The following is a 21,898-nucleotide window of genomic DNA, read 5'->3' as shown; positions in this document are numbered from 1 at the left end:
TAGGGTGGGTCCAAGGGCAGGCAACACAAATGCCCGGAAATTCGAATGAATGCCGGGTTGATTCCAGCCTACCCCTCCCTCCAGCCCCAGGAGTTCCTTTGCAGCCAGCGCCTGAACAGCAACCGCTTGAAAAACAGCCTGATCCGCAACCTTCCCGCAAGACCGTCCTGGTAACGGGCGCCACCGGCTACATCGGCGGCCGCCTGGTTCCGCGGTTGCTCGAGGCCGGCCACCGGGTGAAAGTGCTGGTCCGCTCCCCGCAGAAGATCGCTGACGTCCCGTGGCACGGCGACGTGGACATCATCCAGGATTCGCTGGACAACCAGGACACCGCAGCGAAGGCCATGGAAGGCGTGGACGTGCTGTATTACCTGGTCCATTCCATGGCATCGGGCGGCGGCTACGAGGCGAAGGAAGAAGCGATGGCCCGCCTGGTGGCAGCTGCCGCGTCCGCCGCCAAGGTATCCAGGATCGTCTACCTCGGCGGGCTCCATCCTGACAATGCGCTGCTTTCAACCCACATGCGGTCCAGGGAGAAGGTGGGCCGGGTGTTCCTGGAGTCCGGGGTTGATTCCATCGTGTTCCAAGCGGGCGTGGTGATCGGCTCGGGCTCCGCGTCCTTCGAAATGATCCGTCATTTGGCTGACACGCTTCCCGTCATGCCGGCGCCCAGTTGGGTTAATAACCGGATCGAGGCGATCGCGGTCCGGGACGTGCTCCACTACCTTGTTGCGGCTGCCACCCTTCCGGACAAGCTCAACCGAACCTTCGACATCGGTTCCCGCGACGTCCTGAAGTACAAGGACATGATGAACCAGTACGCCGTGGAGCGTGGCCTCCCCCGGCGGCTGGTCATTGCCCTGCCGGTTCCCGCGCCGAAGCTGGCCGGGCTATGGGTTGCCCTGGTGACACCGATTCCGCTGTCCATGTCCTTTCCGCTGGTGCAGTCACTGCAGCACGACGCTGTGTCGCGGGAGCACGACGTCGACCGTTACATCCCCCTGCCCGACGGCGGCCTGACCCCGTACCGCCGCGCTGTTGCCCTGGCGCTGGGCAAGGAACGCGACGGGCAGGTGGAGACCACGTGGGCCAACGCCGGCGTGGACTCCGATCCCCTCCCGAGCGACCCCGACTGGGCCGGGTACAAGGTGTACGTGGACGAACGGAAGTTCCACAGTCCCGCCCGGCCGGAGCATGTGTGGACCATCATCGAAGGCATCGGCGGCAAGAACGGCTGGTACTCGTTGCCTTTGGCCTGGCGTATCCGCGGCTGGATGGACAAACTGCAGGGCGGGGCCGGCCTGCTGCGCGGGCGGCGCCATCCTAAAACTCTCAATAGTGGCGAGGTGGTGGATTGGTGGCGGGTGGAGGCCATTGACCGTGGCCACCTGCTGCGCCTGCGGGCGGAGATGCGGGCGCCCGGGCGCGCGTGGCTCGAGTTGGCGGTAGAGCCCGACGGCGACGGCAGCCTGTATCGCCAGCGCGCCATTTTCTTCCCGCGCGGCTTGGCAGGACGGTTGTATTGGCTGGGCGTTTACCCGTTCCACGGGGTGATCTTCCCGTCCATGGCGCGGAACATTTCCGCGGCTGCCACGGCCCTGCAGGAAGCATCCCGCGAGCAGGGTGCAGCCGGGGCCGGTTCGGGCGCGGCCAGCGACACCCCGTAGGATGTTGGGAGCTAAAAGAGCTTCAACACCACCACATCCACGGAGGACCCATGGCCCTGAGCGCATCCACCACCCTGCCGCATAGCGTTGACCGCGTCGCCGCTGTATTCGTCGACGAGGACTTCCTGCGTCACACGAGCGAACTGGTGGGCGGCTCCTTGGAATCGTTCACGATCGACGGTGACACCGCCGGCGCGTTCAGCACCACCACCGTCCGCACGCTGCCCACGACGCGACTGCCGGACATCGCCCGCAAGTTCGTCGGCGAGAGCCTCACGGTCACCCAGACCGAGCAGTGGGAGGCCCCGGCAGCTGACGGATCCCGCGCCAGCACCATCGCCTTGAAGGTGGCCGGTGCGCCCCTGGATGTCACCGCTGTCCAGCGCCTGGTGGCTGAAGGCGGCAGCACCCGGATCGAGCTGGAGGGCAACGTGAAGTCCTCGGTTCCGTTCCTCGGCGGCAAGATCGCCGACGCCGCGGAACCGATGGTCGGCAAGGCCCTGAACATCCAGTCCCAGCAGGCCCAGGCCTGGCTAGAAAGCCACTAGCGTGGAACTTCCCGCAATCCTGGCGGTTGTCCTGATCGTCGCGGGCGTTTGGTCACTGGTTGTGTGGCCGCAGTTCCTCAAACGCGTGATGAAGGATCCGCGTGCGCGGGACGCGTCGGGCAAGGCGACCCGGTTCCTGACCGTGCACGTGGTCCTGGTGACCATCTCCATGGTGCTGGGCCTCGCGACGGCGGCGATCGGCGTCGCGGTTTTGCTCCCCTAATTTCCCCCAACTGGGTCGCAGTTAAGCGCGTTATGACGTCTCTAAACGCGCACTACTGCGACCCAGTTGGGTAGGATGGACGTTGGTGTGCCGGGAAGTCTGGTCGGCGGAGTCATTGTGATACCCCGAATACCCCGAACCGGACAAGGAGCCCCTGTGGCTGACCGCTCGCCCACGATCTTCACCCGCTCCACCTACCCCGAGTACCGCCGGATCCTCGCAATCCTTCGCGCGGAAACCGTGGGCGGAGCACTCCTCCTCATCGCCACAGTCATCGCACTGCTCTGGGCCAACTCCCCCGCAGCCGATGCCTACTTCGCCCTCCGGGACTTCACCATCGGCTACGAGCCCTGGCACCTGAAGCTCAGCCTCGGCCATTGGGCGTCCGATGGCTTGCTGGCCGTTTTCTTCTTCCTCGCCGGCCTTGAACTCAAAAGGGAATTCGTGGCTGGAGAGCTGCGTTCTCCCGCCAAAGCAGTTGTTCCCGTCGCCGCAGCCTTTGGCGGGGTGGTCATACCGGCACTGATCTACGTGCTGGTGAACCTGGGCTCTGCCGGGGAAACCCTCAAAGGCTGGGCCATTCCCACCGCCACGGACATCGCTTTCGCCCTGGCCGTGCTGGCTGTGATCAACACCCACCTTCCGGCAGCCCTGCGGACCTTCCTGTTGACGCTCGCCGTGGTGGACGACCTGATCGCCATCGGCATCATCGCCTTCTTCTACTCAACCGGGCTGCAACCGCTCATGCTGTTGGCCGCACTCGTCCCTTTGGCGCTGTTCACCTTCCTCGTCCAGAAGCGGGTCCGCAGCTGGTACCTGCTGCTCCCGCTGGCCTTCGCCACGTGGGGCTTCGTGCACGCCTCCGGTATTCACGCCACGGTTGCCGGGGTGATCCTCGGCTTCGCCGTGCCGGTGGCCGCGAGCGGAAAGAAAGGGGAACCGGCGGAGGGACTGGCCGAAAGCTTCGAACACCGCCTTCGTCCCTTCTCGGCAGGCTTCGCTGTCCCCGTGTTCGCTTTCTTCTCCGCGGGCGTTGCGTTGGGAGGCTTTGACGGGATGGCCGCTGCGCTGCAGGATCCTGTGGCAGTGGGAGTCATCGCGGCGCTGGTCATCGGCAAGGCAGTCGGCGTCTTCGGTACCACGTTCCTGGTCACCAAGACGACGCGGGCCAGCCTGGATCCCAGCATTTCATGGATCGACCTCTTCGGCCTGGCGCTCCTCGCCGGCATCGGCTTCACGGTGTCGCTGCTGATCGGCGAGCTGAGTTTTGGGTCCGGGTCCGCCCACAACGACCACGCCAAGGTGGCCATCCTGGCAGGTTCGCTGATCTCGGCACTGCTTGCCGCGATAGTGCTCAAGGCCCGCAACCGGCGCTACCGTCTGGTGGCGGCGGAAGAAGCACGGGATGACGACGGCGACGGCGTACCGGACGTCTTCGCCCGCGGCTAGGCTGTTGTGGCCTGGTTGAGGGCGTCCTCGGCCGCCACCCAGGAAATCATGGCGCACTTGACGCGGGCCGCGTAGCGGGACACGCCTTCAAAAGCTGCGGCGTCCCCAAGGATCTCCGGGTCCGCCTGGACCTTGCCCCGGGACCGGAGGACCTCGCGGAAGTTGTCGATGACCTCGTGCAACTCCTCCACGGACAGCCCTTCCGCCAGTTCGCTCAACACCGAGGCCGAGGCCATGGAGATGGAGCAGCCGGCACCGTCCCAGCTCACTTGCTGCACCGTGCCATCGGCTACGGCAAGGCGCAGGGTGACCTCGTCACCGCACACCGGATTGAGCTGGTGTGATTGCCCTGTTGCTGCGCCTTCGGGTGCGGCGGTCCGGGCCAGGCCGCTGCCGTGGCGCTGCTTGGAGTGGTCCAGGATGATCTGCTGGTACAACTGGTCGAGACTCATGGTGCTTGCCTGTTCGTCGAAGGTTGAAGGACCGGTATCAGGCCTGGAAGTAGGCCCGCACGCCGGATACGGCATCGAGGAAAGCGTCGACGTCGTCGGTAGTGTTGTAGAGGTAGGTGCTGGCCCGCGTGGTGGCGGTGAGGCCGAGCCTGCGGTGCAGCGGCTGCGCGCAGTGGTGCCCCACGCGGACGGCGATGCCGCGGTCATCAAGGAACTGTCCGACGTCGTGCGCGTGCACGCCGGCGACGTCGAACGCGGCCAGGCCGATGCGTTCGGAACCGGAGGCCGGGCCCACCACCCTGACTCCGTCGATGGATTCCAGGCCCTTGACCAGCCGCTCGCCCAACTGGGCCTCCCACGCGTGGATGCGGTCGATGCCCGTTTCGGACAGGTAGTTCACGGCCGCAGCGAGGGCGACTGCCTGGGAAATCCGTTGGGTGCCGGCCTCGAAGCGCTGCGGTGCCGGCAAGTATTCTGCCCGGTCCATGGTGACCGTGGTGATCATGGAACCACCCGTCAGGAACGGCGGGAGCACATCCAGGAGCTCCTGCTTGCCGTAGAGCACCCCCACGCCGGTGGGTGCCAGCATCTTGTGGCCTGAGAACACCGCAAAGTCAACGTCCAGGTCCTTGACGTTGATAGGCATGTGCGGCACGGACTGGCAGGCGTCGAGGACCACCAGCGAGCCGGCACGGCGGGCAAGGGCGACCAGTTCACGCACGGGGTTGATGGTGCCCAGGACGTTGGAGGCGTGCGTGAAGGCCAGCACGCGGGTCCGCTCCCCCACGATTTCCGCCGCGGCATCCAGCCGCAGCGTTCCTTCGTCAGTGACGGGGATGTACTTGAGGGTGGCACCGGTGCGGAATGCCAGCTCCTGCCACGGGATCAGGTTGGCGTGGTGCTCCATTTCCGTCACCACGATCTGGTCCCCCGGACCAATGGCGAGGTCCTTCAAGGCCGAACTACCGCGCCCCTGGGCGGCCCACAGTGCAGCGTTGGACAGCGCATAGCTGATGAGGTTCAGGCCTTCGGTGGCGTTGGAGGTCCAGACCGTCTCTTCGTAACGGGCACCGATGAAGTCCGCCACGGTCTGCCGTGCGTCCTCGAACGCCTCCGTGGCTTCGACGGCCAAATGGTGGGCGCCGCGGTGCACTGCCGCGTTGCGCTGTTCGTAGAATTCCTGCTCGGCTTCGATCACGCTCAACGGATTTTGCGAGGTTGCGCCGGAATCCAGGTAGATCAGTGGCTTGCCGTTGACCTGCTGGTTCAGGACAGGGAAGTCGTTCCGGATCCTCAACACCTCGGCGTTGTCCATGGCTTGCACGGACTGCTGCAGCGATGCGGGAGTTGATACGACGGTCAAGGGTGACTCCTTGGAAAGCCTTCAGGGACACTCAATTATCCCACGGGTGGCCTCAACCGTTGATGTGCTTTCGGGCACGTCAGCGCCCCGCCGGTCCCGGAAGCCAGCCAAGCGGGGGAACATTCCCGCTGTCGATCACCGCACGCAGCCGCTCCGCCATCAGCGACGACCGGCGGCTCGCTGCGCCGCGTGAGCGCGCTTCATACCTGTCCGCCGCTGCGGCGCAGCAGAGCACAGCATGGGCGAACTGCCTGTTCCCGGACAGGCTGCGGGCCGCGGCCTCCAGGGCCCTGGGCTCCCCGTCGCACCAGGCCTGCACAAAAGTCCGCATGGAGACCCCGCCCGCGCCCTCCAGGTTTTCGGCAAGCCCGCCAAGGCGGTTCAACAGCGGCAGATCGTCGACGACGGCGGAACCGGCCTTCAGCGCAAGGAGGGAGAGGGCCTCGGCCGCGATCATGGAGTTCGTCGCCTGGAATTTCCCTGCGAGGGCAAGCAGGGCACCTGGACCAGCCACGTAGTCCTGGGCCGCGGCGATGAAGAGTGCACAGTACTCACGCAACAACCCGGAGTCCGTGGCGGCTGCCCCCGGACCCGCTTCGGCCAAGGCCGCCTCGCTTTGGACGATGCTGGACTGTGCTTCCCGCCCGGCGCCGTCCTGTGCTTCACAGAATGCCAGCATGGCTGCGCCGAGAGCCACGACCAACGGCAGGCCGGCATCGGCCATGTCGGCAACCACCGGTTCCAGCGTCCGGCGGGCAGCGCAGGGAAGTCCCTGGCTCAACTGTGCATAGCCCCGGGCAACCTCAAGACAGCCGGCCAGATGGGCGGGCATGGCATAGCTCGCCCGTGTGTGCAGCACCGTTTCCAAGAGCGCCCACGCGAGGTTGTGGCGCAGGCACATGGCGTGACGGAGCAGGACACCCGGCCGGAAGATTTCCGCATCCGGGTCTGCACCGATGGCCAGGACGGCCGCCGTCGACCTCGCCAGGGCTTCCGGGGCGTTTCCTGCCTTGAGCAACTGTCCGGACTCCCGGACGGCGTCGAGGATGGTCGTTGCCGGTTCGGAGACATCAGCAGCTGCCGGCACCGGGGCCGCGCCCATGAGGCTCAAGGCCGCCAGCCGGTTGGCCGCCGCGGACCTCACACCCGGCTGCCGATCCGCGGTGGCCAGTGCCCGCAGTTCGGGTGTGGCCGCCTGCAGTTGGCCTTCGGCAATGAGGGCCCGGGCCCTCAAGAGCTTGGCTTCAGGCACATTCCCGGGTTCTTTGACGGCTGCGGCGGCGCGGAGGGCCAGCTCTGCGGTGGACGGACTGTCCGCGGCAGGCGCAGCAGACAGGATCAGTTCATCGGACAAGCTCAGCCCGGAGTCCAGTGTCCAGGTCATCCAGCGCAGCATCGCCGGAGCGGACTCCTTGGTCAGCTTGGGACCCTCGACGCCGATCCGGAGGGCCGTGCTGCGCGAACGCGGAACGGACAGCCGGGTGCCCTCGCCCCAAAGCCAGGAACTGGTCCGGACCATGGGCGGGCTGCCGGGGATCAGCCGGATCCGGTTTGCCGCAAGCAGGTCGTCCATGGTCCGCTGCCCGAAGCTGCGTTCCACGGTCTCCAGTGCCACCGGCTCCCCCAGCGCGATGACCTCCAACGCCTGGCGTTCCTCGGGCGGGCAGAGGGCATTTTCTGCCGCCACGTGTTCCACCACGCCCGGCCACCGGCAGCGGGCACGCGGGTCCAGGGTCCAGAATCCGCGCCGATGCACCAGCAACTCCGCTCGCCGGGCGTCCTCGACGGCAAGGCACAACAGACCCACGTTGAAACCGCTGATGACCGCAAAGACGCTGCTGACCCGGCGCTGCATCCGTCCGCCCAGGAGGTCCTCGCACAGCGCCTGGGCTTCCTGGAAGGTGAAGGGCGGCAGGAGATACTGCTCAAGGAAGCCGTCTTCCCATAGCTGGTAGAGGTCCTGCGGCAAGGGCCTCCTGCTGTCCGCGGTAGCCACCAAGGTGGCACCGAACCCGGGCATCAACTGCAGCAATACAGCCAACGAGTCCGGGTCGACGTGATGGATGTCGTCCACCAACAGCACCAGCGGAGGACGCCGCTGCGCCGTCATGCTTTTCCGGCCGCGGCGGCGCGGCGCGGGCGTATACAAATAGTCGGCAGGACCGAGGGCTGCGGTGAGCGCCCGGAAAACATGCAGCCCCGGAAGACCGGAGTACTCCCCCGCAGCTTCAGCGCGCGATGTCAGGGCTCCAAAAGGTACGGCTTCAAGTTCAGGCGTGCCTGCAAATGTTCGGACATCCATCGATTCGGGCAATCCGGCCTGGATGGAGAGCAGCAGGTGGCTCTTGCCTGAGCCTTTGTCCCCCACCACCACTATGCCGTTGGTTGACGGTGACGCTATGGCTCCGACGATGAGTTCCAGGAGCTGCCGGCGGTCCGGAAGTGCCGATGGCCCCAACCCTGCTGCGACGGTGTCTTCGTCCAGCCAAGGGTCCGGCAACATGCGCACTCCAATAAGCAGCAAAAGTCCCTTGTTCGGGGAGAAGGTTGAGTTTCCGCGAGCGCGGATCCCTGGCCTAGAAGCCGGCGACGGCTGGGGGGAGAGTCTCGGTCTCAGAAGACTCTGTCGCCGCCGGCTTCGTCCAGGGCCGGACCGTCTTGCGACGGCCGGAGCACCGGCTCAAAGAGACCACCGATGCGACTGTTGCGACTGGAATTCCGGCGATGCTTGGGGCTAACCGTCCTTCCAAGAAACAGTTAACCGTCTGGCCGAAACCGGATCACCAGTAGTTGGTACTCGATTCCCTACGCTGTTTGCGGGCCCGGGTACTCCTTTGTACTCAGTCCTTTCGGGGTGCACTACTTGGTCCCGGCGCACCGCAAGCAGGTATTACTCCATTCATTGGTTAAATCCGCTGAGTGGCGCGGGCCAGTGGTCCCCACAGGGTTTGGACGGTACTCGGAACGCGCCTTCAGCTGCGGACCGCAGCACCCAGATCTTCACGACGCCGGATGCCCAGTTTTGCGTAGCTGCGGTAGAGGTGACCCTCCACCGTACGCACCGAGACCATGAGCTTCTCTGCGATTTGCCGGTCAGTGAGTCCGGAAACAGCGAGGGCTACAATGTCCTGTTCCCTGCGGGTCAGCGGGACGGACCGGTCGGTTTCCGTGTGCGGGTCATGGACCAGGGCACTGCCGAGGTTGGCTTCACTGGCATCACGCAGCACCGCCGCCTGCCGCGCTTCGGGACGCTTGCCCTCGGCGTCGAAGGCGTTGGCCGCCTTATCGAATGCCACAGCGGCCGGCCCGGGCATGCCTGCCGCGGCAAGGAGGTTGCCGGCGTTGACGAAGCCGTCCCCTGCACCGCCGAGCTGGGCCACCGCCAAGGACTCCCAGCCGTTGGCCCACGATCCACCCATGGGCGAAGCGGTATCCCGGATGACCTCCATGGCGGGAAGGTCGCCGAGCTCGGCACGGAGGACGACATTCTGCAGGAGGACTCCGGGCAACCGGTGCAGGGCGGATGACTCCGGCAGCTCGCGCAGCTTTTCCAGCCCCGTGCCCCTGTCCAGGTGTTCTTTGGCGGCCAGTACGAACAGTTCAGCCAGGGCTTCGATGTAGGCTCCGCCGGCCGCGGCCGTGTCCACTTCTCCGGCCAGGCGCCTGGCCAGATCCTTGTCGCCCGTCCGCGCCGCCGCATAGAAGGCCACCGCAACGCCCAGTCGCCGCAACCGCTGGGGGTCCCTGACCTTGAGGGCTTCCACAGCAGGCGTCAGCACCGCAGCGGCCTGCTCCAGCCGGCCTTGACGCAGCAGGGACAAGCCTTGGAGCGTCTGGATGTCTCCACCAAAGATGATCAGTCCCATGGCAGAACTTGCCGCGTAACGGTCCAGCGCAGATTCCGCGGCCGGCCATTCCCCGGCTTCCAGGGCTGCCAGCGCGTACCGGACCACGATGAAATCACTGAAGTAGAGGAGATCATCCTTGTGTTCGTCCAGGAGCACCAGGGCGTCCCGCCCCTTGTCCAAGGCCTGGACCGCCTGGCCCTCTACCATGAGGAGCTCGCACGTCATGGCAAGCAGGAAGAGTTGGTTCATGACGAAGTCAGGCTCATCGGCCGCCATGCCGGCCTCGAACTTTTCCAGCCCTTCGCGCAGTTCCGCATAAAGGCCCGAGTGGGCCAAGGCCGCAAGTTCCAAGGCGTCTGCGTGGCGGCGGATCTCGGCCACCTTAGCCGGATCCGCGCTGTGCCGCGCAGCCAGGCCCTCGGCCGCGGCCCGGGCGTCAGCGGCAATATCAGCCGACGAGTCGCCCAGTGCAGATCGGGCGGCCGCCCACAGGAGGCCTGCTCCCAAAGGACCGGACGGATCTGCGTCCAGGAAACCCGAGTCTTCCTCGAGCAGCCGGACGGCGGCGCGGTAGTCGCCGTCGTTATAGCTGACCATTGCCATGACCACGCGGGCCCGGGGGCGCAGCACCTCTGAACGCACTTTCGCGGCCGCCGCCATGGCCAGCTGGTTTTGCAGCAGTTTCGCTGCAAGGAAAGCGGCCTGCAGGAGCTGTTCGTCCTCGACGTCGGCACCGCAGTCCAGCGCCCAGCTCACCATCCGCAGCAAACCCTCAGCGGTGGCCGGTTCCGCGGCCAGGTGGTGGACCATCCGCTGGCGTATCTGGAGGCTGCGCGCCGGGGACACGATCTGGCGCAGGGCTTCCCCGTACATCGGGTGCCACATCTTCAGGGGACTTCCGATGCCGTTCGTGGACAGGACCAGCCGGTTGTCCATTAACGAGCGGACGGTCTCCCTGCCGACCAGTGAATCCAGCACGGCCGCCGGGACCGGCTCGGACAACGCCACCACGAACATCGCTTCGCGTTCTGCCTCGCTGGTCCGGAGGACTTTGTTCCGGACAACCTCTGCCAACCCTTCGCCGCTACCGGTCAGGGCGCGGGTCAGGAACCAGACTCCGTTGCGCCTGACGAGGTTCCCGTCAGCCTTGGCATCCTCCACCAAGGAACGGAGCAGGAGCGGGTTGCCCTCGGAGACCGTGTGCAGGACGTCGGCGGTGCTGGCCATGACGGTTCCGCCCAGCATCTTCTCTGCCAGTTCCGTGACGGTTTCCCGCTCCAAGGGGTGCAGCTCCAGGCGTTCGGCCAAGCCGTCGTACCAGAGCTGGAGCAGTGCGGGCGGGAGCCCGGGCCTCGGGCGGCTCGTAGCCACCAACCTGGCCCAACCCGCCGTCACCAACTCAGCGAGGATCTGCGTGCTCCCCTCATCCAGATCGTGGGCGTCGTCAACCACCAGCAACAGGCGGTTGCCTTCGCTGCCCCGCCTTTTTTCGAACTGGGACCAGAACTCCCGCAAGATGGCCACGGGAGAGGTGGCTTGGTCTACCGGCAGGTCCAGCAGGTACGGCGCCAGCACCCCGAACGGAACAGCGGACAATGCAGGACTGCCGTGGACGTGCATCACCACCATTTCGCCGGACAGGCGGGAGGCAAGCTCTGCCGCCATGGCCGTCTTGCCGATGCCCGGGTCAGCGATGAGCAGTACTGCCCCCGCGCCTTCCTGTGTCAAAATTTCCGTGGCCAGGTCCAACTCTGCTTCCCGGCCCACCAGGTACTCAGCCTGCATCGGCGAATCTCACCGAGTAGTCCGTCACCGGGTATGCCTGCTCAGAGGAGACCATTGAGCTCACCCCGCGACGACACCCCGAGCTTGGTAAACACCTGGTAGAGGTGGCCTTCCACTGTGCGCACAGACACCCCAATATCCATCGCGATTTCACGGTTGCTGACACCCTTTCCAGCGAGTTTGGCGATTTGCCGTTCGCGCTCGGTCAACACCGGCGCGTCACTGCGAGGTTGGATCGGCAGGGCCGACACGGATTGTTCGAGCCGTTCCAGGCGGAGCTGGGCCGTCCTGGCCGTGGTGGTCTCGCCGGCGTCGCGGGCGAAGTCCAGGGCCATGGCGACGCACCGGGCCTCCACCACCAGCAGGTCCAGCGCTGCCGCGGCATCGGCGGCGGCCAAAAGGGCTTTGGAGCTGCGGCCCAGGGAGCCCCTGGCCAGTTGTCCGGAGATTTCGGCCAGGGGACCCTGGCGGTGTCCGGCGATGTCCTCCAGCAGGCGGTATTCGGCGTCCGTACCTTCGACCGTCGCGCCGAAAAGGCAGATCCCCGCGGTCGTAAACCGCTGGTTGTCGAAGTCCTCGCGGACCTTCGCCAGGAGCCGCTGCTTGACGTCGGGGTCACCCATCCAGCGGCCGGCCATGTCCGCGCAGAAACCGGCCACGGATTCCGAGAAGTACGTGCCCGTCCCCCGGCAAGTCCGGTACAGGTCCAGGTAGCGTCCGGCTTCCAAGGAGTTGCCCAGTTGTGCGTAGGCGAAGGCCGTGGCGGCGTAGGCGACCTTAACCAGGTTCATGGCCGGGCGAAGCTCGAGTTGGGCAGCCGCGGAGCGCAGCGGTTCAATGGCGCTGGAGGGCTTTCCTGCATAGGCGTAGGCCAGGCCGATGCCCAGCTCAGTGATGGCGCCACGGAACTGGAGGCGGGAGGGCTTGGACGGGGCGCGGCGCATGAGCTCGATGCACTTACGCCACTGGCCGGACAACAACAGGGCCAGGAACGCATGCCGGGCCAGGGCCTCCTCCAACGGCGCGGGGCTCCCTGCCTCACGCAGAGCCTGGGACATGCTGCGGGCCAGTTGCTGGGCTTCCAGCTCCCGGCCCAGGATGCAGCGGGCTTCGATCAGGAAGAACCCGGACCGCAGCCAGTGCTCCCGGTCGAAGTCCGGGTCCTGCTGCAGCTCCGCTTCCAGGTCCTCGATGATCCGTGCGTACTCTCCCATGTAGGTCTGGTACTCGTAGTTGCACAAGCGCATGCGGTTTCTGGCAAGGCGGAAGGCACGCGCTCCGTGCCCGGCCCTGGCCTCCATGTCATCCAGGGCAGCGTTGGCCTCCGCAATGACGCCGGGAACCATACCGGAGCGGCCGTCGATCCACGTCATCGCCTGACACTTGGCCGCCATGATTTCCGCGAATTCAACGGGTTCCAATGCTGCCAACTGGTCCTCAGTGACCTCATCGAGGGCTTGCGCGGCATGCAGCGGCAAATCGAGCATCAGGTATGCGGCTGCTTTCACCCGTTGCCCCGGCACCCATTCAGGGTCCTTCGGGTCCAGGGAGAGGGTGCACTGGATGGCGAAGTTGGGATCGTAATCGTCCAAGGCTGCCCGACCCGCGGCAAGCGCGTGGGCAGGCGACGGCGACGGCTCATCCTCGCAGGCATGCATCCACGCCGCGTAGCTCAACAGGTCCTGCGATGCCAGGCCCTCGAGTTCGGGTTCCTTTGGCCCCAGCAGCATCAACCACAGTTCCCTCCGGCGCCTGGTGCTGAGCCAACCGCGGACCACTTCGCCGAGGTACGGATCACGGAGCGACACCCAGTGCTCGCCGGCGCGGTCGATTGTCAGGAAACCGGATTCCTCCATCTCCACCAGGGTCTCGGTGCTGAAAATCGCTGCGAGGTCCACCAGGGTTGCGCGCTGCGCACACGCCAGGATTTCAATGACGGTCCGGTTGGTTTGTGGTTCGCGCGCCAGCCTGGAACGGACAAAGTCCTCCACCACCGTGGCACCTTCGAGCTTGATCCGGTCGCGCAACGTCCACACCGAGTCATTGAGGACCAGGTTGCCGGAGTGCCGCTGTTCATCCAGCAGGGCGTGCAGCAGCATCGGGTTGCCGCCCACGGCCGAGTGCAGCGAGCCGACCAGTGTGGACGACACGTAATGTCCCAGCACGGAGCCGAGCACTTGCTTGGTCTGTTCCTCCGTCAAAGTGTTCAGATGGACCTCGCCCAACTGGCCCTCCAGGACCAGGCGATGGAAATCTGCAGGGAGGTCACTGGCGCGTTGCACGGTGGCAATGACCTTGGCCGTTCCAGTGGCCATGAGATTGAGCAGCACGCCGGTGCTCATGGGGTCCATGCCTCCGGCGTTATCCACGATGAACACCGTCTGGCGTCCCGCCGCTTCCGCCCGGATCAGGGACGTCACCGAGTGCAGGATCCCGGTGGGAGTACTCACTGCTTCCGAAGGGAGGCGGGCCAGGAGAAAGCCGAGGCACCCGTACGGGGTTTGTCCGCCGGCCAAAGTGTTGCGCAACTGCAGGCTGTGGATCTTCGGGCCGAGGGAAGCAACCACGGCGCGGGCCAGTCCGGATTTTCCGATGCCCCGGTCTCCGGTGAGTATCACGCCGTAGGAGTCCGGAGCTTCAAGGTGCTTGCCGGCCCTCGCCAAGTCATGGCTCCTGGCCAGGAGGGACCACGTTTGACGGTCGGATGGTCCGCCAACAAGATCGGGAGCCGCAGCCCTGGCCGCGCCTCCCCGGTTCCTGTTAAGCAACTCCGCCGACACCCGCACCCCTCGCTCAGTTCCCCCGTGCACCTGCGTACCATGCACACTACCGCCGGGGCGCGACACTTTATAGGGCCAAGGGTCCCATCGACCGTAAGGCTTTGATCAGGCTTTCCTCAAGATTTGCTCAAGATCGCGCGGCGTGGTGTTTTTGTTGGGCGGACAACAAGCCCTCAGTGATAAGGAGCTCCACGGCATCAGCCGCCTCATCGAGCAGGAACGGCAAGTCCTTCTTCTCCGGGGTGGCGAAGTCACGGAGCACGAAGTCGGCTGTATCCATGCGCCCCGGAGGACGTCCCACGCCCACGCGGACCCGGAGGTAATCCTTGGTGGCGAGGGCCTTGGTAATGTCGCGAAGACCGTTGTGGCCGCCTTCCCCGCCACCGATCTTCAGTTTCACCGTGTTGAACGGGATGTCGATCTCATCGTGGACGGCGATCACGTGGTCCGGAGCCACATCGAAAAACTTGGCCAACGCGGAGACAGGCCCGCCGGAAACATTCATGTATGTCATCGGCTTGGCAAGGACCACGCGCGGGCCGCCGATGCCCATACGGCCCTCCACCACTTGGGCGCGGGATTTGTGGACCTTGAACTTGCCGCCGATCCGGGATGCGAGTTCATCCAGCACCATCTGGCCCACGTTGTGGCGGTTGCCGCTGTATTCGCTGCCGGGGTTGCCGAGGCCAACAATGAGCCAGGTGTCAGTCATGGATTCAATCCTAGGGAATGGAAGAAGGTGCAGGTCAGGCGACAAAGGAAAGTGGCCGGACCCCCATGGGACCCGGCCACTCTCAAGGCAATAACAGCCTCAGGCAGTCAGAAGACTACTCAGCGGCTTCTTCGGCTGCAGGAGCCTCTTCGCCTTCAGCAGCTTCTTCGCCGGCCGCGGAAGCGGTGGCCTCGGAGATGTTGACCACCAGGGTGTCGGCTTCGGTCAGCAGGCTGACGCCCTTGGGGAGCACGACGTCGGAAGCGTGGACGTGCGCGCCGGCTTCGCGGCCTTCGATGTCAACCTCGAGGGCGGTCGGCAGGTGGGTTGCCTCGGCCTCAACGGAGATGGTGACGGCTTCCTGGTTGGCAACGGCGCCCGGAGCAACTTCACCGGTTACGTGAACGGGAACGTCCACGGTGACCTTCTCGCCCTGGCGGACGGTCAGGAGGTCCATGTGCTCGATGGTCTGCTTGATCGCGTTGCGCTGGATGTCCTTGACGATCGTCAGGTGGGCTTCACCGTTGATGTCCAGGTTCAGCAGGGCGTTGGCAACGCGGACTGCCAAGGTGGTCTCGCGGCCCGGGAGGGTTACGTGGACCGGCTCGGCACCGTGGCCGTAGATGACTGCGGGGATGCGGCCTGCGACGCGGGCACGGCGGGCGTAGCCCTTGCCGAATTCGGTGCGCAGTTCTGCTGCGAGCTTCTGCTCAGACATGTGTACTCCTTGATTACTGGTGTGCCGCTGAGGCGGCGTGGTGATCAGCAAGGGCGGAGGTCTGGAGTGACCTTCCACGCCCGCGGGCCCGGGCTTGAGCGCCGGCCCGCCTTCGTCGAAGGAGGTTACAGACCCAGTCGATGACGGAGACACTTTCCCGGTTGTGAAACCAGGGGTGCTCTCCCTCGCCAAGGTATCCCCGAAAGTTTACCAGCGGTGCCGGGCAAAAATGAAAACGGGCCATCGGCCGCCGCTGGGGTGGCCGATGGCCCGTCTACGTACAGCAGTCCGGCGTTACGCCTTGCCGTCAAAGAGGCTGGTGACCGAACCGTCGTCGAACACTTCACGGATGGCGCGGGCAATCAGCGGTGCGATGGACAGCACCGTCAGCTGCGGGAAGCGCTTCTCGGCCGGAATCGGCAGGGTGTTGGTGACCACCACTTCACGCGCACCCGACTCGGCCAGGCGCTGGGCTGCGGGATCGGAGAACACGGCGTGCGTGCATGCGATGATGACGTCCTTGGCCCCGGCGTTCTTCAGGACCTGGACGGCGCCGGAAATGGTTCCACCGGTATCGATCATGTCGTCGATCAGGACGCAGGTGCGGCCTTCGACCTGGCCCACGACGGTCTTGGACACGGCCTGGTTGGGCACGGTCAGGTCGCGGCTCTTGTGCACGAAAGCCAAGGGGGCGCCGCCAAGGCGTTCGGCCCACTGTTCGGCAACGCGGACGCGGCCGGTGTCAGGCGAAACGACAGTGATGTTGTCAGCTTCCACCTTGGTGCGGATGTAGTCGGCCAGGAGCGGAATGGCCATCAAGTGGTCAACGGGGCCGTCGAAGAAGCCCTGGATCTGCGAGGTGTGCAGGTCCACCGACATGATGCGGTCAGCGCCGGCCGTCTTGTAGAGATCAGCAACCAGGCGGGCGGAGATGGGCTCGCGGCCACGGCCCTTCTTGTCCTGGCGGGAGTAGGGGTAGAACGGCGAAACCACCGTAATGCGCTTGGCAGAGGCGCGCTTGAGGGAGTCGATCATGATCAACTGCTCCATCAGCCAGTTGTTCAGCGGTGCCGGGTGCGCCTGGATAACGAACGCATCCGTACCACGAACGCTCTCGGCCGACCGCACATAGATTTCCCCGTTGGCGAAGTCGTACGCGTCCACCGGAAGGAGTTCGGTTTCCAGTTCCTTTGCGATTTCCTGCGCCAGCTCCGGATGCGCCCGTCCGGAGGCGAGAACCAGTTTCTTCTCGCCGTGTGCGGTAATTTCGCTCATTCCTATTTGCCTTCTTCTGTGGTTGCCGGGGATGGTGAAGATGTGGGGGCGGCAGCCAGCCGCGGTTCCAGTGCCGCTTCGGCAAGGCGGGCGGAGACGGAGCCTTCACGGTTGGCCAGGACCCAGCCTTCGGCGTTCCGCTGGGCGGCGACGTTGAGGGCAAGGGCACCTGCGGGCACGTCCTTGCGGATCACGGCGCCGGCACCGCTGTAGGCGCCGTCACCTACGGTCACCGGGGCCACGAAGACCGTGTTCGAACCCGTGCGGACGCCCGAGCCGATCACCGTACGGTGCTTTTTCTCGCCGTCGTAATTGGCTGTGATGTTGCCGCAACCAATGTTGGTGTCCTCGCCGATTTCGGCGTCACCGGCGTACCCGAGGTGGGACAGCTTGGAGCCGCGGCCAATGGTGACGTTCTTTGTCTCATAGAAGGCGCCGATCTTGCCCGTCTCGCCAAGGACCGTGCCGGGGCGAAGGTAGGTGAACGGTCCAACGCTTGCCTTGGCGCCGATGGTGGAACCGGATCCGTGCGTGCGGACAACCTTGGCGCCCTCACCCACGTGCACGTCGGTGAGCGTCGTGTCAGGACCGACGACGGCGTCCCTCGCCACGGTGGTGGAACCGTGCAGTTGCGTATTGGGCAGCAGCCTGACGTCCTCGTCCAGGGTCACGGTGGAATCGATCCAGGTGGTCGCAGGGTCCACTACCGTCACTCCGGCGCGCATCCAGGATTCGATGATGCGGCGGTTGTGCTCGGCGCCCAGCGCGGACAACTGGATGCGGTCGTTGGCGCCTTCAACCTGCCAGCGGTCATTGGTGACGACGGCGGCAACCCGGCCACCGGCGTCGCGCGCCAGGCCAAGGACGTCGGTCAGGTACATCTCACCCTGGGCGTTGTCCGTGGTGACGCTTTCCAGGGAGGTGCGAAGGACGGCGGCATCGAAGGCGTAAATGCCGGAGTTGATCTCGCGGATGCTGCGTTCTTCCTCCGACGCATCCTTGTGCTCGCGGATACCCAGCACGGTTCCGTCTTCGGCACGAAGGATCCGGCCGTAGCCGGTGGCGTCGTCCAGGACCGCGGTCAGGACCGTCACTGCGTTGCCCTGGGATTCGTGGGTGGAGACCAGTTCACCCAACAATTCACCCGTGAGCAGGGGAACATCGCCGTAGGTGACAACCACGGTGCCGGTGACGTCGCCCTGGGCATCGAGGGCCTTCAGCGCCACTTCCACGGCGCGTCCCGTGCCGGGAACGTCGTCCTGGTCCACGATCAGGGCCTCGGGGTCCTGCGTTGAGATGTGCCCCGCCACGCGGTCACGCTCGTGGCGGACCACAAGGGCAAGCCTCTGCGGGTTAAGCGAACGGGCGGCGAGGATGGCGTGGCCAACCATGGAACGACCGCCGATTTCGTGGAGAATCTTGGGAGTCCGCGACTTCATTCGCGTTCCGGCACCTGCGGCCAGGACGATGACCGCTGCGGGACCGGTGGTTTCGGGGCTCACGTACTGGCTCTCCTTGCTCGGTTTGTCCCGGATGACCCGGCTTCGGAATACTGCCATCCAAGCCTTGGACCCAGACACCGCTCGAGCCGTTCCAGGTACAGAGTGGAGCGCATTCCGACCGTTCCGCCCATAGGATTCGAACCTATACTCCACGGCTCCAAAGGCCGGGGTGCTGCCGTTACACCAGAGCGGACCGTGCATGCCCGGCGAGCCCAAGTCCTGAGGCTTGGAAGCCTTCCCGGCTAACCGGGATGCACACACAAGAAACTAGTTTGCCATGACCTTTGCGTGCTTCGCGACTTGACCGGCACGGACCGGCCCGGAAATGCCCGTTCGGCACGGTATCAGCGGTCCTGTCCGGCTCGAATACCGCCGGTGGTGCATGATGGACAAGTGAGCAAGCGCACTGAATTTTCCCGGTCAATCCCGTCCCGCGGGCCCTCGGAACACGCCTCCGGCGGCACCACGGTCCGTGCCAGGATGACCGGCCAACAACGTCGCGAGCAGCTCATCGGGATTGGCCGGTCACTATTCGCTACCCGCGGGCTGGACGGCACCACCATCGAGGAAATCGCGGCGACTGCCGGGGTTTCCAAACCGGTCATCTACGAGCACTTCGGTTCCAAGGAGGGCCTCTACCGGCAGGTGGTCGATGCGGAATTCCGGATCCTGCTGGACTCCATCACCGAGGCCCTCAGCACCGAGGCCAAGCCCCGCGTCCTGGTGGAGCGGGCGGCCTTGGCACTGCTGGGCTACATCGAGGAACGCACCGACGGTTTCCGGATCCTCATGCGTGACGCACCGCCGTCGCAACCCGAAGGTGCCTTCTCCACCCTGCTCTCGCATGTCACCGCCAGGGTGGAACACCTGCTGTCCGACGAGTTCGCCCGCCGCGGTTTCAGCGCCGCGGACGGTGCCATGTACGCGCAAATGCTCGTGGGCATGGTGGCGATGACGGGCCAATGGTGGCTGGACAGCCGGCAGCCGGACAAGAGGGCCGTGGCGGCACACCTGGTGAACCTGGCGTGGAACGGCCTGACCGGCCTCCAAAAGGAGCCCGCCCTCCGCTCCGCCCCTTGATCCTCTATCACTTCCCGGCCGCTGACGGGCGTTCCTCTATCACATCCCGGCCGCCTACGGGCGTTCCTCTATCACATCCCGGCCGCCTACGGGCGTTCCTCTATCACATCCCGGCCGCCTACGGGCATTCCTCTATCACGGCGGATAGGATCCCGGAATGACTGCACTGCAGATTTACGCCCTCTTCCCCGGCACTGCGCGCGAGGCTCTTACCTTCTACGTGGGAGTCTTCGGCGGCACTCTTGCCCTCTACTCCTATGAGGAATTTGGACGCGTTGACGGACCGGCAGACGCAATCGCACACGGCGTCCTCGACGGACCAGTGAGCCTTGCTGGAGCCGACGCCTCGGAGGGTGGGCCAAGCGTCCGCATGGAGGGCCTCATGCTCTCGCTCCTTGGCACAGCTGCCCCGGCGGTTCTCCACCAGTGGTTCGACAAACTCGCCGACGGCGGCAAGGTAGTCGATCCCTTGGGCCCGAAGCCGTGGGGCGCATCTGATGGTCAGGTGATAGACCGCTACGGCCTGCACTGGCTCCTGGGGTACGAACCGGCCCCACAAACCGACGGGACGTGAAAGAGCAACCCCCGCAAACCGACGGGACGTGATAGAGCGTTGCTGGGGCGGGCTTACTCCCCTAGGACTTCAGCGGCTTCGAGCCACTCGAGCTCCAGGCCTTCCTTCTCCTCGAGCAGTTCCTGCAGCTTGGCGTTGAGTTCCCCGAGGGCGTCGAAGTTGCCGGATTCGGACTTGGCTGCCATCTGGGCGTGGAGCTTCTCCTCCTGCTGGGCCAACTTTCCGAGCTGACGGTCGATCCTGTTGAGGTCCTTCCGCGCTTCGCGTTTTTCGGCCTCGCTGGGTCCATCCGCCGACGTCGGAGCCGAACCTCCCGCAGAACCGGCGGTAGGTGCGGTGGAACCGGCAAGGGACCCGGAAGCCAGGGCGGCTTCGCGCAGTTCGAGGTACTGGTCCACGCCGCCGGGCAGCCCACGGAGCTTCCCGTCACCGAGCAAGGCCATTTGGTGGTCGGTGACGCGCTCCAGCAGGTACCGGTCGTGGCTGACAACCACCAGCGTTCCGGGCCAGCCGTCCAGGACGTCTTCCACGGCGGCCAGGGTGTCGGTGTCGAGGTCGTTGGTGGGCTCGTCCAGCATGAGGACGTTGGGCTCCCCCACCAGCAGGCGCAGGAGTTGGAGGCGGCGGCGCTCACCACCGGACAGGTCGGAGACCGGCGTCCACTGCTTTTCCTTGGTGAAGCCCAACTGCTCCACCAGTTGCCCGGCCGTGAACTCCTTGCCGCCAACGCTGAACGAGCGCTTCTCGCGTTCAATAACCTCAATGACACGGAGGTCCGAGACCTCGTCAAGTTCCTTCACGTCCTGTGTAAGGACAGCCGTGACCACGGTCTTACCGCGCTTGAGCCGACCCGACGTTGGTTGGATGTCGCCGTTCAGGAGCCGCAGCAGCGTGGACTTGCCGGCGCCGTTGACCCCCACCAGCCCCAGGCGCTCCCCCGGCGCCAACCGCAGCGTGATGTTGTTGAACAGCTTCTGCCCGGATTCGCCTCCCTCAAAATCGAGGGTGATGTTCTCAAGGTCCAGCACGTCCTTGCCCAGCCGGGCGGTGGCCATCTTGCTCAGCGCCACGGAGTCGCGGGGTTCGGGGACGTCGGAGATGAGCTCGTTGGCGGCTTCGATGCGGAACTTGGGCTTGGAGGTCCGGGCCGGTGCGCCACGCCTCAGCCAGGCGAGTTCCTTCTTGACCAGTTGCTGGCGCTTATTCTCGACGACGGCGGCCATGCGGTCGCGCTCGGCGCGCGCCAGGACGTAGGCGGCGTACCCGCCGTCGAACATGTCCACCATGGCGTCGTGGACTTCCCAGGTGTAGTTGCAGACCTCGTCGAGGAACCAGCGGTCGTGGGTGACCACCAGGAACGCGCCTTGGTTGGCGCGCCAGCGTGACTTGAGGTGCCGCGCCAGCCAGGCAACGCCTTCGACGTCGAGGTGGTTGGTCGGTTCGTCCAGCATGATGACGTCGTGGTCGCCGATCAGGAGCTTGGCCAGTGCCACCCGCCGCTTCTGGCCACCGGAGAGCGAGTGCACGTTGGCGTGCCAGTCAACGTCACCTACGAGGCCGCCCATGATTTCCCGGATCTTCGGGTTCGCAGCCCATTCGTGGTCCGCTTGGTCGCCGACGATCGCGGCACCCACCGTCAGGTCGCCGTCGAGCACGTCGCTTTGGTCCAGGTAGCCCACAGTGACGTCGTTGCGTTTGGTGACCCGGCTCGAGTCCGGAGTGGATCGCAGCGCAAGCAGCCGCATGAGGGTGGACTTTCCGTCGCCGTTACGGCCGACCATGCCAATCCGGTCGCCATCCTCCAAACCGAGGGTGACGCCGTCGAGCACGGTGCGGGTGCCATAGGTGACAGAGAGGTTTTCGCCGCCAAGCAGGTGGGCCAATGGGTACTACTTTCTGGAGCTGGTGTGCAGGGAGCTATT

General features: G+C 65.4%; 16 protein-coding genes and 1 tRNA gene. 6 read left to right on the top strand and 11 right to left on the bottom strand.

Annotation, left to right across the window (positions count from 1 at the left end; all coding sequences use genetic code 11):
- Positions 1 to 29: 29 nt before the first annotated feature.
- The 4 genes from AUR_RS16500 to nhaA all read left to right on the top strand — a co-directional run bounded on the left by AUR_RS16500 (position 30) and on the right by nhaA (position 3,887).
- Positions 30 to 1,667, top strand: coding sequence for an SDR family oxidoreductase (locus AUR_RS16500; RefSeq protein WP_062095761.1), 1,638 nt, complete (start codon positions 30 to 32; stop codon positions 1,665 to 1,667).
- Positions 1,668 to 1,717: 50 nt separating this feature from the next.
- A complete protein-coding gene (locus tag AUR_RS16495) occupies positions 1,718 to 2,215 on the top strand; it encodes a DUF2505 domain-containing protein (RefSeq protein WP_021471449.1) in 498 nt (165 codons plus the stop codon).
- Between the two features lies 1 nt (position 2,216).
- Positions 2,217 to 2,438, top strand: a complete 222-nt coding sequence (locus AUR_RS16490) for an SCO4848 family membrane protein (RefSeq protein WP_021471450.1) — start codon at positions 2,217 to 2,219, stop codon at positions 2,436 to 2,438.
- Positions 2,439 to 2,594: 156 nt separating this feature from the next.
- The gene (gene nhaA / locus AUR_RS16485; protein WP_021471451.1) at positions 2,595 to 3,887 is read left to right on the top strand and encodes a Na+/H+ antiporter NhaA; all 1,293 of its coding nucleotides are present in this window, start codon (positions 2,595 to 2,597) and stop codon (positions 3,885 to 3,887) included.
- On the opposite strand, the gene sufU is transcribed toward nhaA, so the two are convergent.
- The 10 genes from sufU to AUR_RS16435 form a co-directional block, all read right to left on the bottom strand.
- A complete protein-coding gene (sufU, locus tag AUR_RS16480) occupies positions 3,884 to 4,339 on the bottom strand; it encodes a Fe-S cluster assembly sulfur transfer protein SufU (RefSeq protein WP_062095758.1) in 456 nt (151 codons plus the stop codon). The genes nhaA and sufU overlap by 4 nt on opposite strands.
- A 37-nt stretch (positions 4,340 to 4,376) precedes the next feature.
- Complete coding sequence (locus tag AUR_RS16475; protein ID WP_062095756.1) at positions 4,377 to 5,702, bottom strand: cysteine desulfurase; 1,326 nt, start codon at positions 5,700 to 5,702, stop codon at positions 4,377 to 4,379.
- Between the two features lie 79 nt (positions 5,703 to 5,781).
- Positions 5,782 to 8,205 (bottom strand): ATP-binding protein, encoded by a 2,424-nt coding sequence (locus tag AUR_RS16470; RefSeq protein WP_062095754.1) that lies wholly within the window; start codon positions 8,203 to 8,205, stop codon positions 5,782 to 5,784.
- 469 nt (positions 8,206 to 8,674) lie between these two features.
- Positions 8,675 to 11,335, bottom strand: a complete 2,661-nt coding sequence (locus tag AUR_RS16465) for an AAA family ATPase (protein WP_062095752.1) — start codon at positions 11,333 to 11,335, stop codon at positions 8,675 to 8,677.
- A gap of 41 nt (positions 11,336 to 11,376) precedes the next feature.
- Positions 11,377 to 14,115, bottom strand: a complete 2,739-nt coding sequence (locus tag AUR_RS16460; RefSeq protein WP_031216216.1) for a helix-turn-helix transcriptional regulator — start codon at positions 14,113 to 14,115, stop codon at positions 11,377 to 11,379.
- Between the two features lie 127 nt (positions 14,116 to 14,242).
- Positions 14,243 to 14,827 carry an aminoacyl-tRNA hydrolase gene (gene pth / locus AUR_RS16455; protein WP_062095746.1) on the bottom strand — a complete coding sequence of 195 codons (585 nt, stop codon included), beginning with the start codon at positions 14,825 to 14,827 and terminating at the stop codon, positions 14,243 to 14,245.
- Between the two features lie 115 nt (positions 14,828 to 14,942).
- Positions 14,943 to 15,545 carry a 50S ribosomal protein L25/general stress protein Ctc gene (locus AUR_RS16450; RefSeq protein ID WP_021471458.1) on the bottom strand — a complete coding sequence of 201 codons (603 nt, stop codon included), beginning with the start codon at positions 15,543 to 15,545 and terminating at the stop codon, positions 14,943 to 14,945.
- Between the two features lie 294 nt (positions 15,546 to 15,839).
- Positions 15,840 to 16,820 (bottom strand): ribose-phosphate diphosphokinase, encoded by a 981-nt coding sequence (locus AUR_RS16445; protein ID WP_021471459.1) that lies wholly within the window; start codon positions 16,818 to 16,820, stop codon positions 15,840 to 15,842.
- Between the two features lie 2 nt (positions 16,821 to 16,822).
- On the bottom strand, positions 16,823 to 18,322 hold the full coding sequence (glmU, locus tag AUR_RS16440) for a bifunctional UDP-N-acetylglucosamine diphosphorylase/glucosamine-1-phosphate N-acetyltransferase GlmU (RefSeq protein ID WP_062099085.1): 1,500 nt from the start codon (positions 18,320 to 18,322) through the stop codon (positions 16,823 to 16,825).
- A 121-nt stretch (positions 18,323 to 18,443) separates the two neighbouring features.
- Positions 18,444 to 18,515: transfer RNA gene (locus AUR_RS16435), tRNA-Gln, on the bottom strand.
- Between the two features lie 287 nt (positions 18,516 to 18,802).
- On the opposite strand from AUR_RS16435, the gene AUR_RS16430 reads away from it, so the two are divergent.
- Together AUR_RS16430 and AUR_RS16425 are read left to right on the top strand one after the other, a co-directional pair.
- Positions 18,803 to 19,402 carry a TetR/AcrR family transcriptional regulator gene (locus tag AUR_RS16430; protein ID WP_031216219.1) on the top strand — a complete coding sequence of 200 codons (600 nt, stop codon included), beginning with the start codon at positions 18,803 to 18,805 and terminating at the stop codon, positions 19,400 to 19,402.
- Positions 19,403 to 19,559: 157 nt separating this feature from the next.
- Positions 19,560 to 19,976 (top strand): VOC family protein, encoded by a 417-nt coding sequence (locus tag AUR_RS16425; protein WP_062095744.1) that lies wholly within the window; start codon positions 19,560 to 19,562, stop codon positions 19,974 to 19,976.
- Positions 19,977 to 20,029: 53 nt separating this feature from the next.
- On the opposite strand, the gene AUR_RS16420 is transcribed toward AUR_RS16425, so the two are convergent.
- On the bottom strand, positions 20,030 to 21,859 hold the full coding sequence (locus AUR_RS16420; RefSeq protein ID WP_062095742.1) for an ABC-F family ATP-binding cassette domain-containing protein: 1,830 nt from the start codon (positions 21,857 to 21,859) through the stop codon (positions 20,030 to 20,032).
- Positions 21,860 to 21,898: the final 39 nt, after the last annotated feature.

Origin of the sequence: Paenarthrobacter ureafaciens, from assembly GCF_004028095.1 — a bacterium.
In the GTDB taxonomy this organism is placed as follows: domain Bacteria; phylum Actinomycetota; class Actinomycetes; order Actinomycetales; family Micrococcaceae; genus Arthrobacter; species Arthrobacter ureafaciens.
Note: the sequence above shows the minus strand (reverse complement) of the source record. Positions and strands in the feature narration are given on the sequence as shown.

What these genes read in the sequence shown, in the direction of transcription:
- AUR_RS16500 (WP_062095761.1), top strand. Translation starts at nt 30, where the DNA reads ATGCCCGGAAATTCGAATGAATGCCGGGTTGATTCCAGCCTACCCCTC.
- AUR_RS16495 (WP_021471449.1), top strand. Translation starts at nt 1,718, where the DNA reads ATGGCCCTGAGCGCATCCACCACCCTGCCGCATAGCGTTGACCGCGTC.
- sufU (WP_062095758.1), bottom strand. Translation starts at nt 4,339, where the DNA reads ATGAGTCTCGACCAGTTGTACCAGCAGATCATCCTGGACCACTCCAAG.
- AUR_RS16470 (WP_062095754.1), bottom strand. Translation starts at nt 8,205, where the DNA reads ATGTTGCCGGACCCTTGGCTGGACGAAGACACCGTCGCAGCAGGGTTG.
- AUR_RS16465 (WP_062095752.1), bottom strand. Translation starts at nt 11,335, where the DNA reads ATGCAGGCTGAGTACCTGGTGGGCCGGGAAGCAGAGTTGGACCTGGCC.
- pth (WP_062095746.1), bottom strand. Translation starts at nt 14,827, where the DNA reads ATGACTGACACCTGGCTCATTGTTGGCCTCGGCAACCCCGGCAGCGAA.
- AUR_RS16450 (WP_021471458.1), bottom strand. Translation starts at nt 15,545, where the DNA reads ATGTCTGAGCAGAAGCTCGCAGCAGAACTGCGCACCGAATTCGGCAAG.
- AUR_RS16445 (WP_021471459.1), bottom strand. Translation starts at nt 16,820, where the DNA reads ATGAGCGAAATTACCGCACACGGCGAGAAGAAACTGGTTCTCGCCTCC.
- AUR_RS16430 (WP_031216219.1), top strand. Translation starts at nt 18,803, where the DNA reads ATGACCGGCCAACAACGTCGCGAGCAGCTCATCGGGATTGGCCGGTCA.
- AUR_RS16425 (WP_062095744.1), top strand. Translation starts at nt 19,560, where the DNA reads ATGACTGCACTGCAGATTTACGCCCTCTTCCCCGGCACTGCGCGCGAG.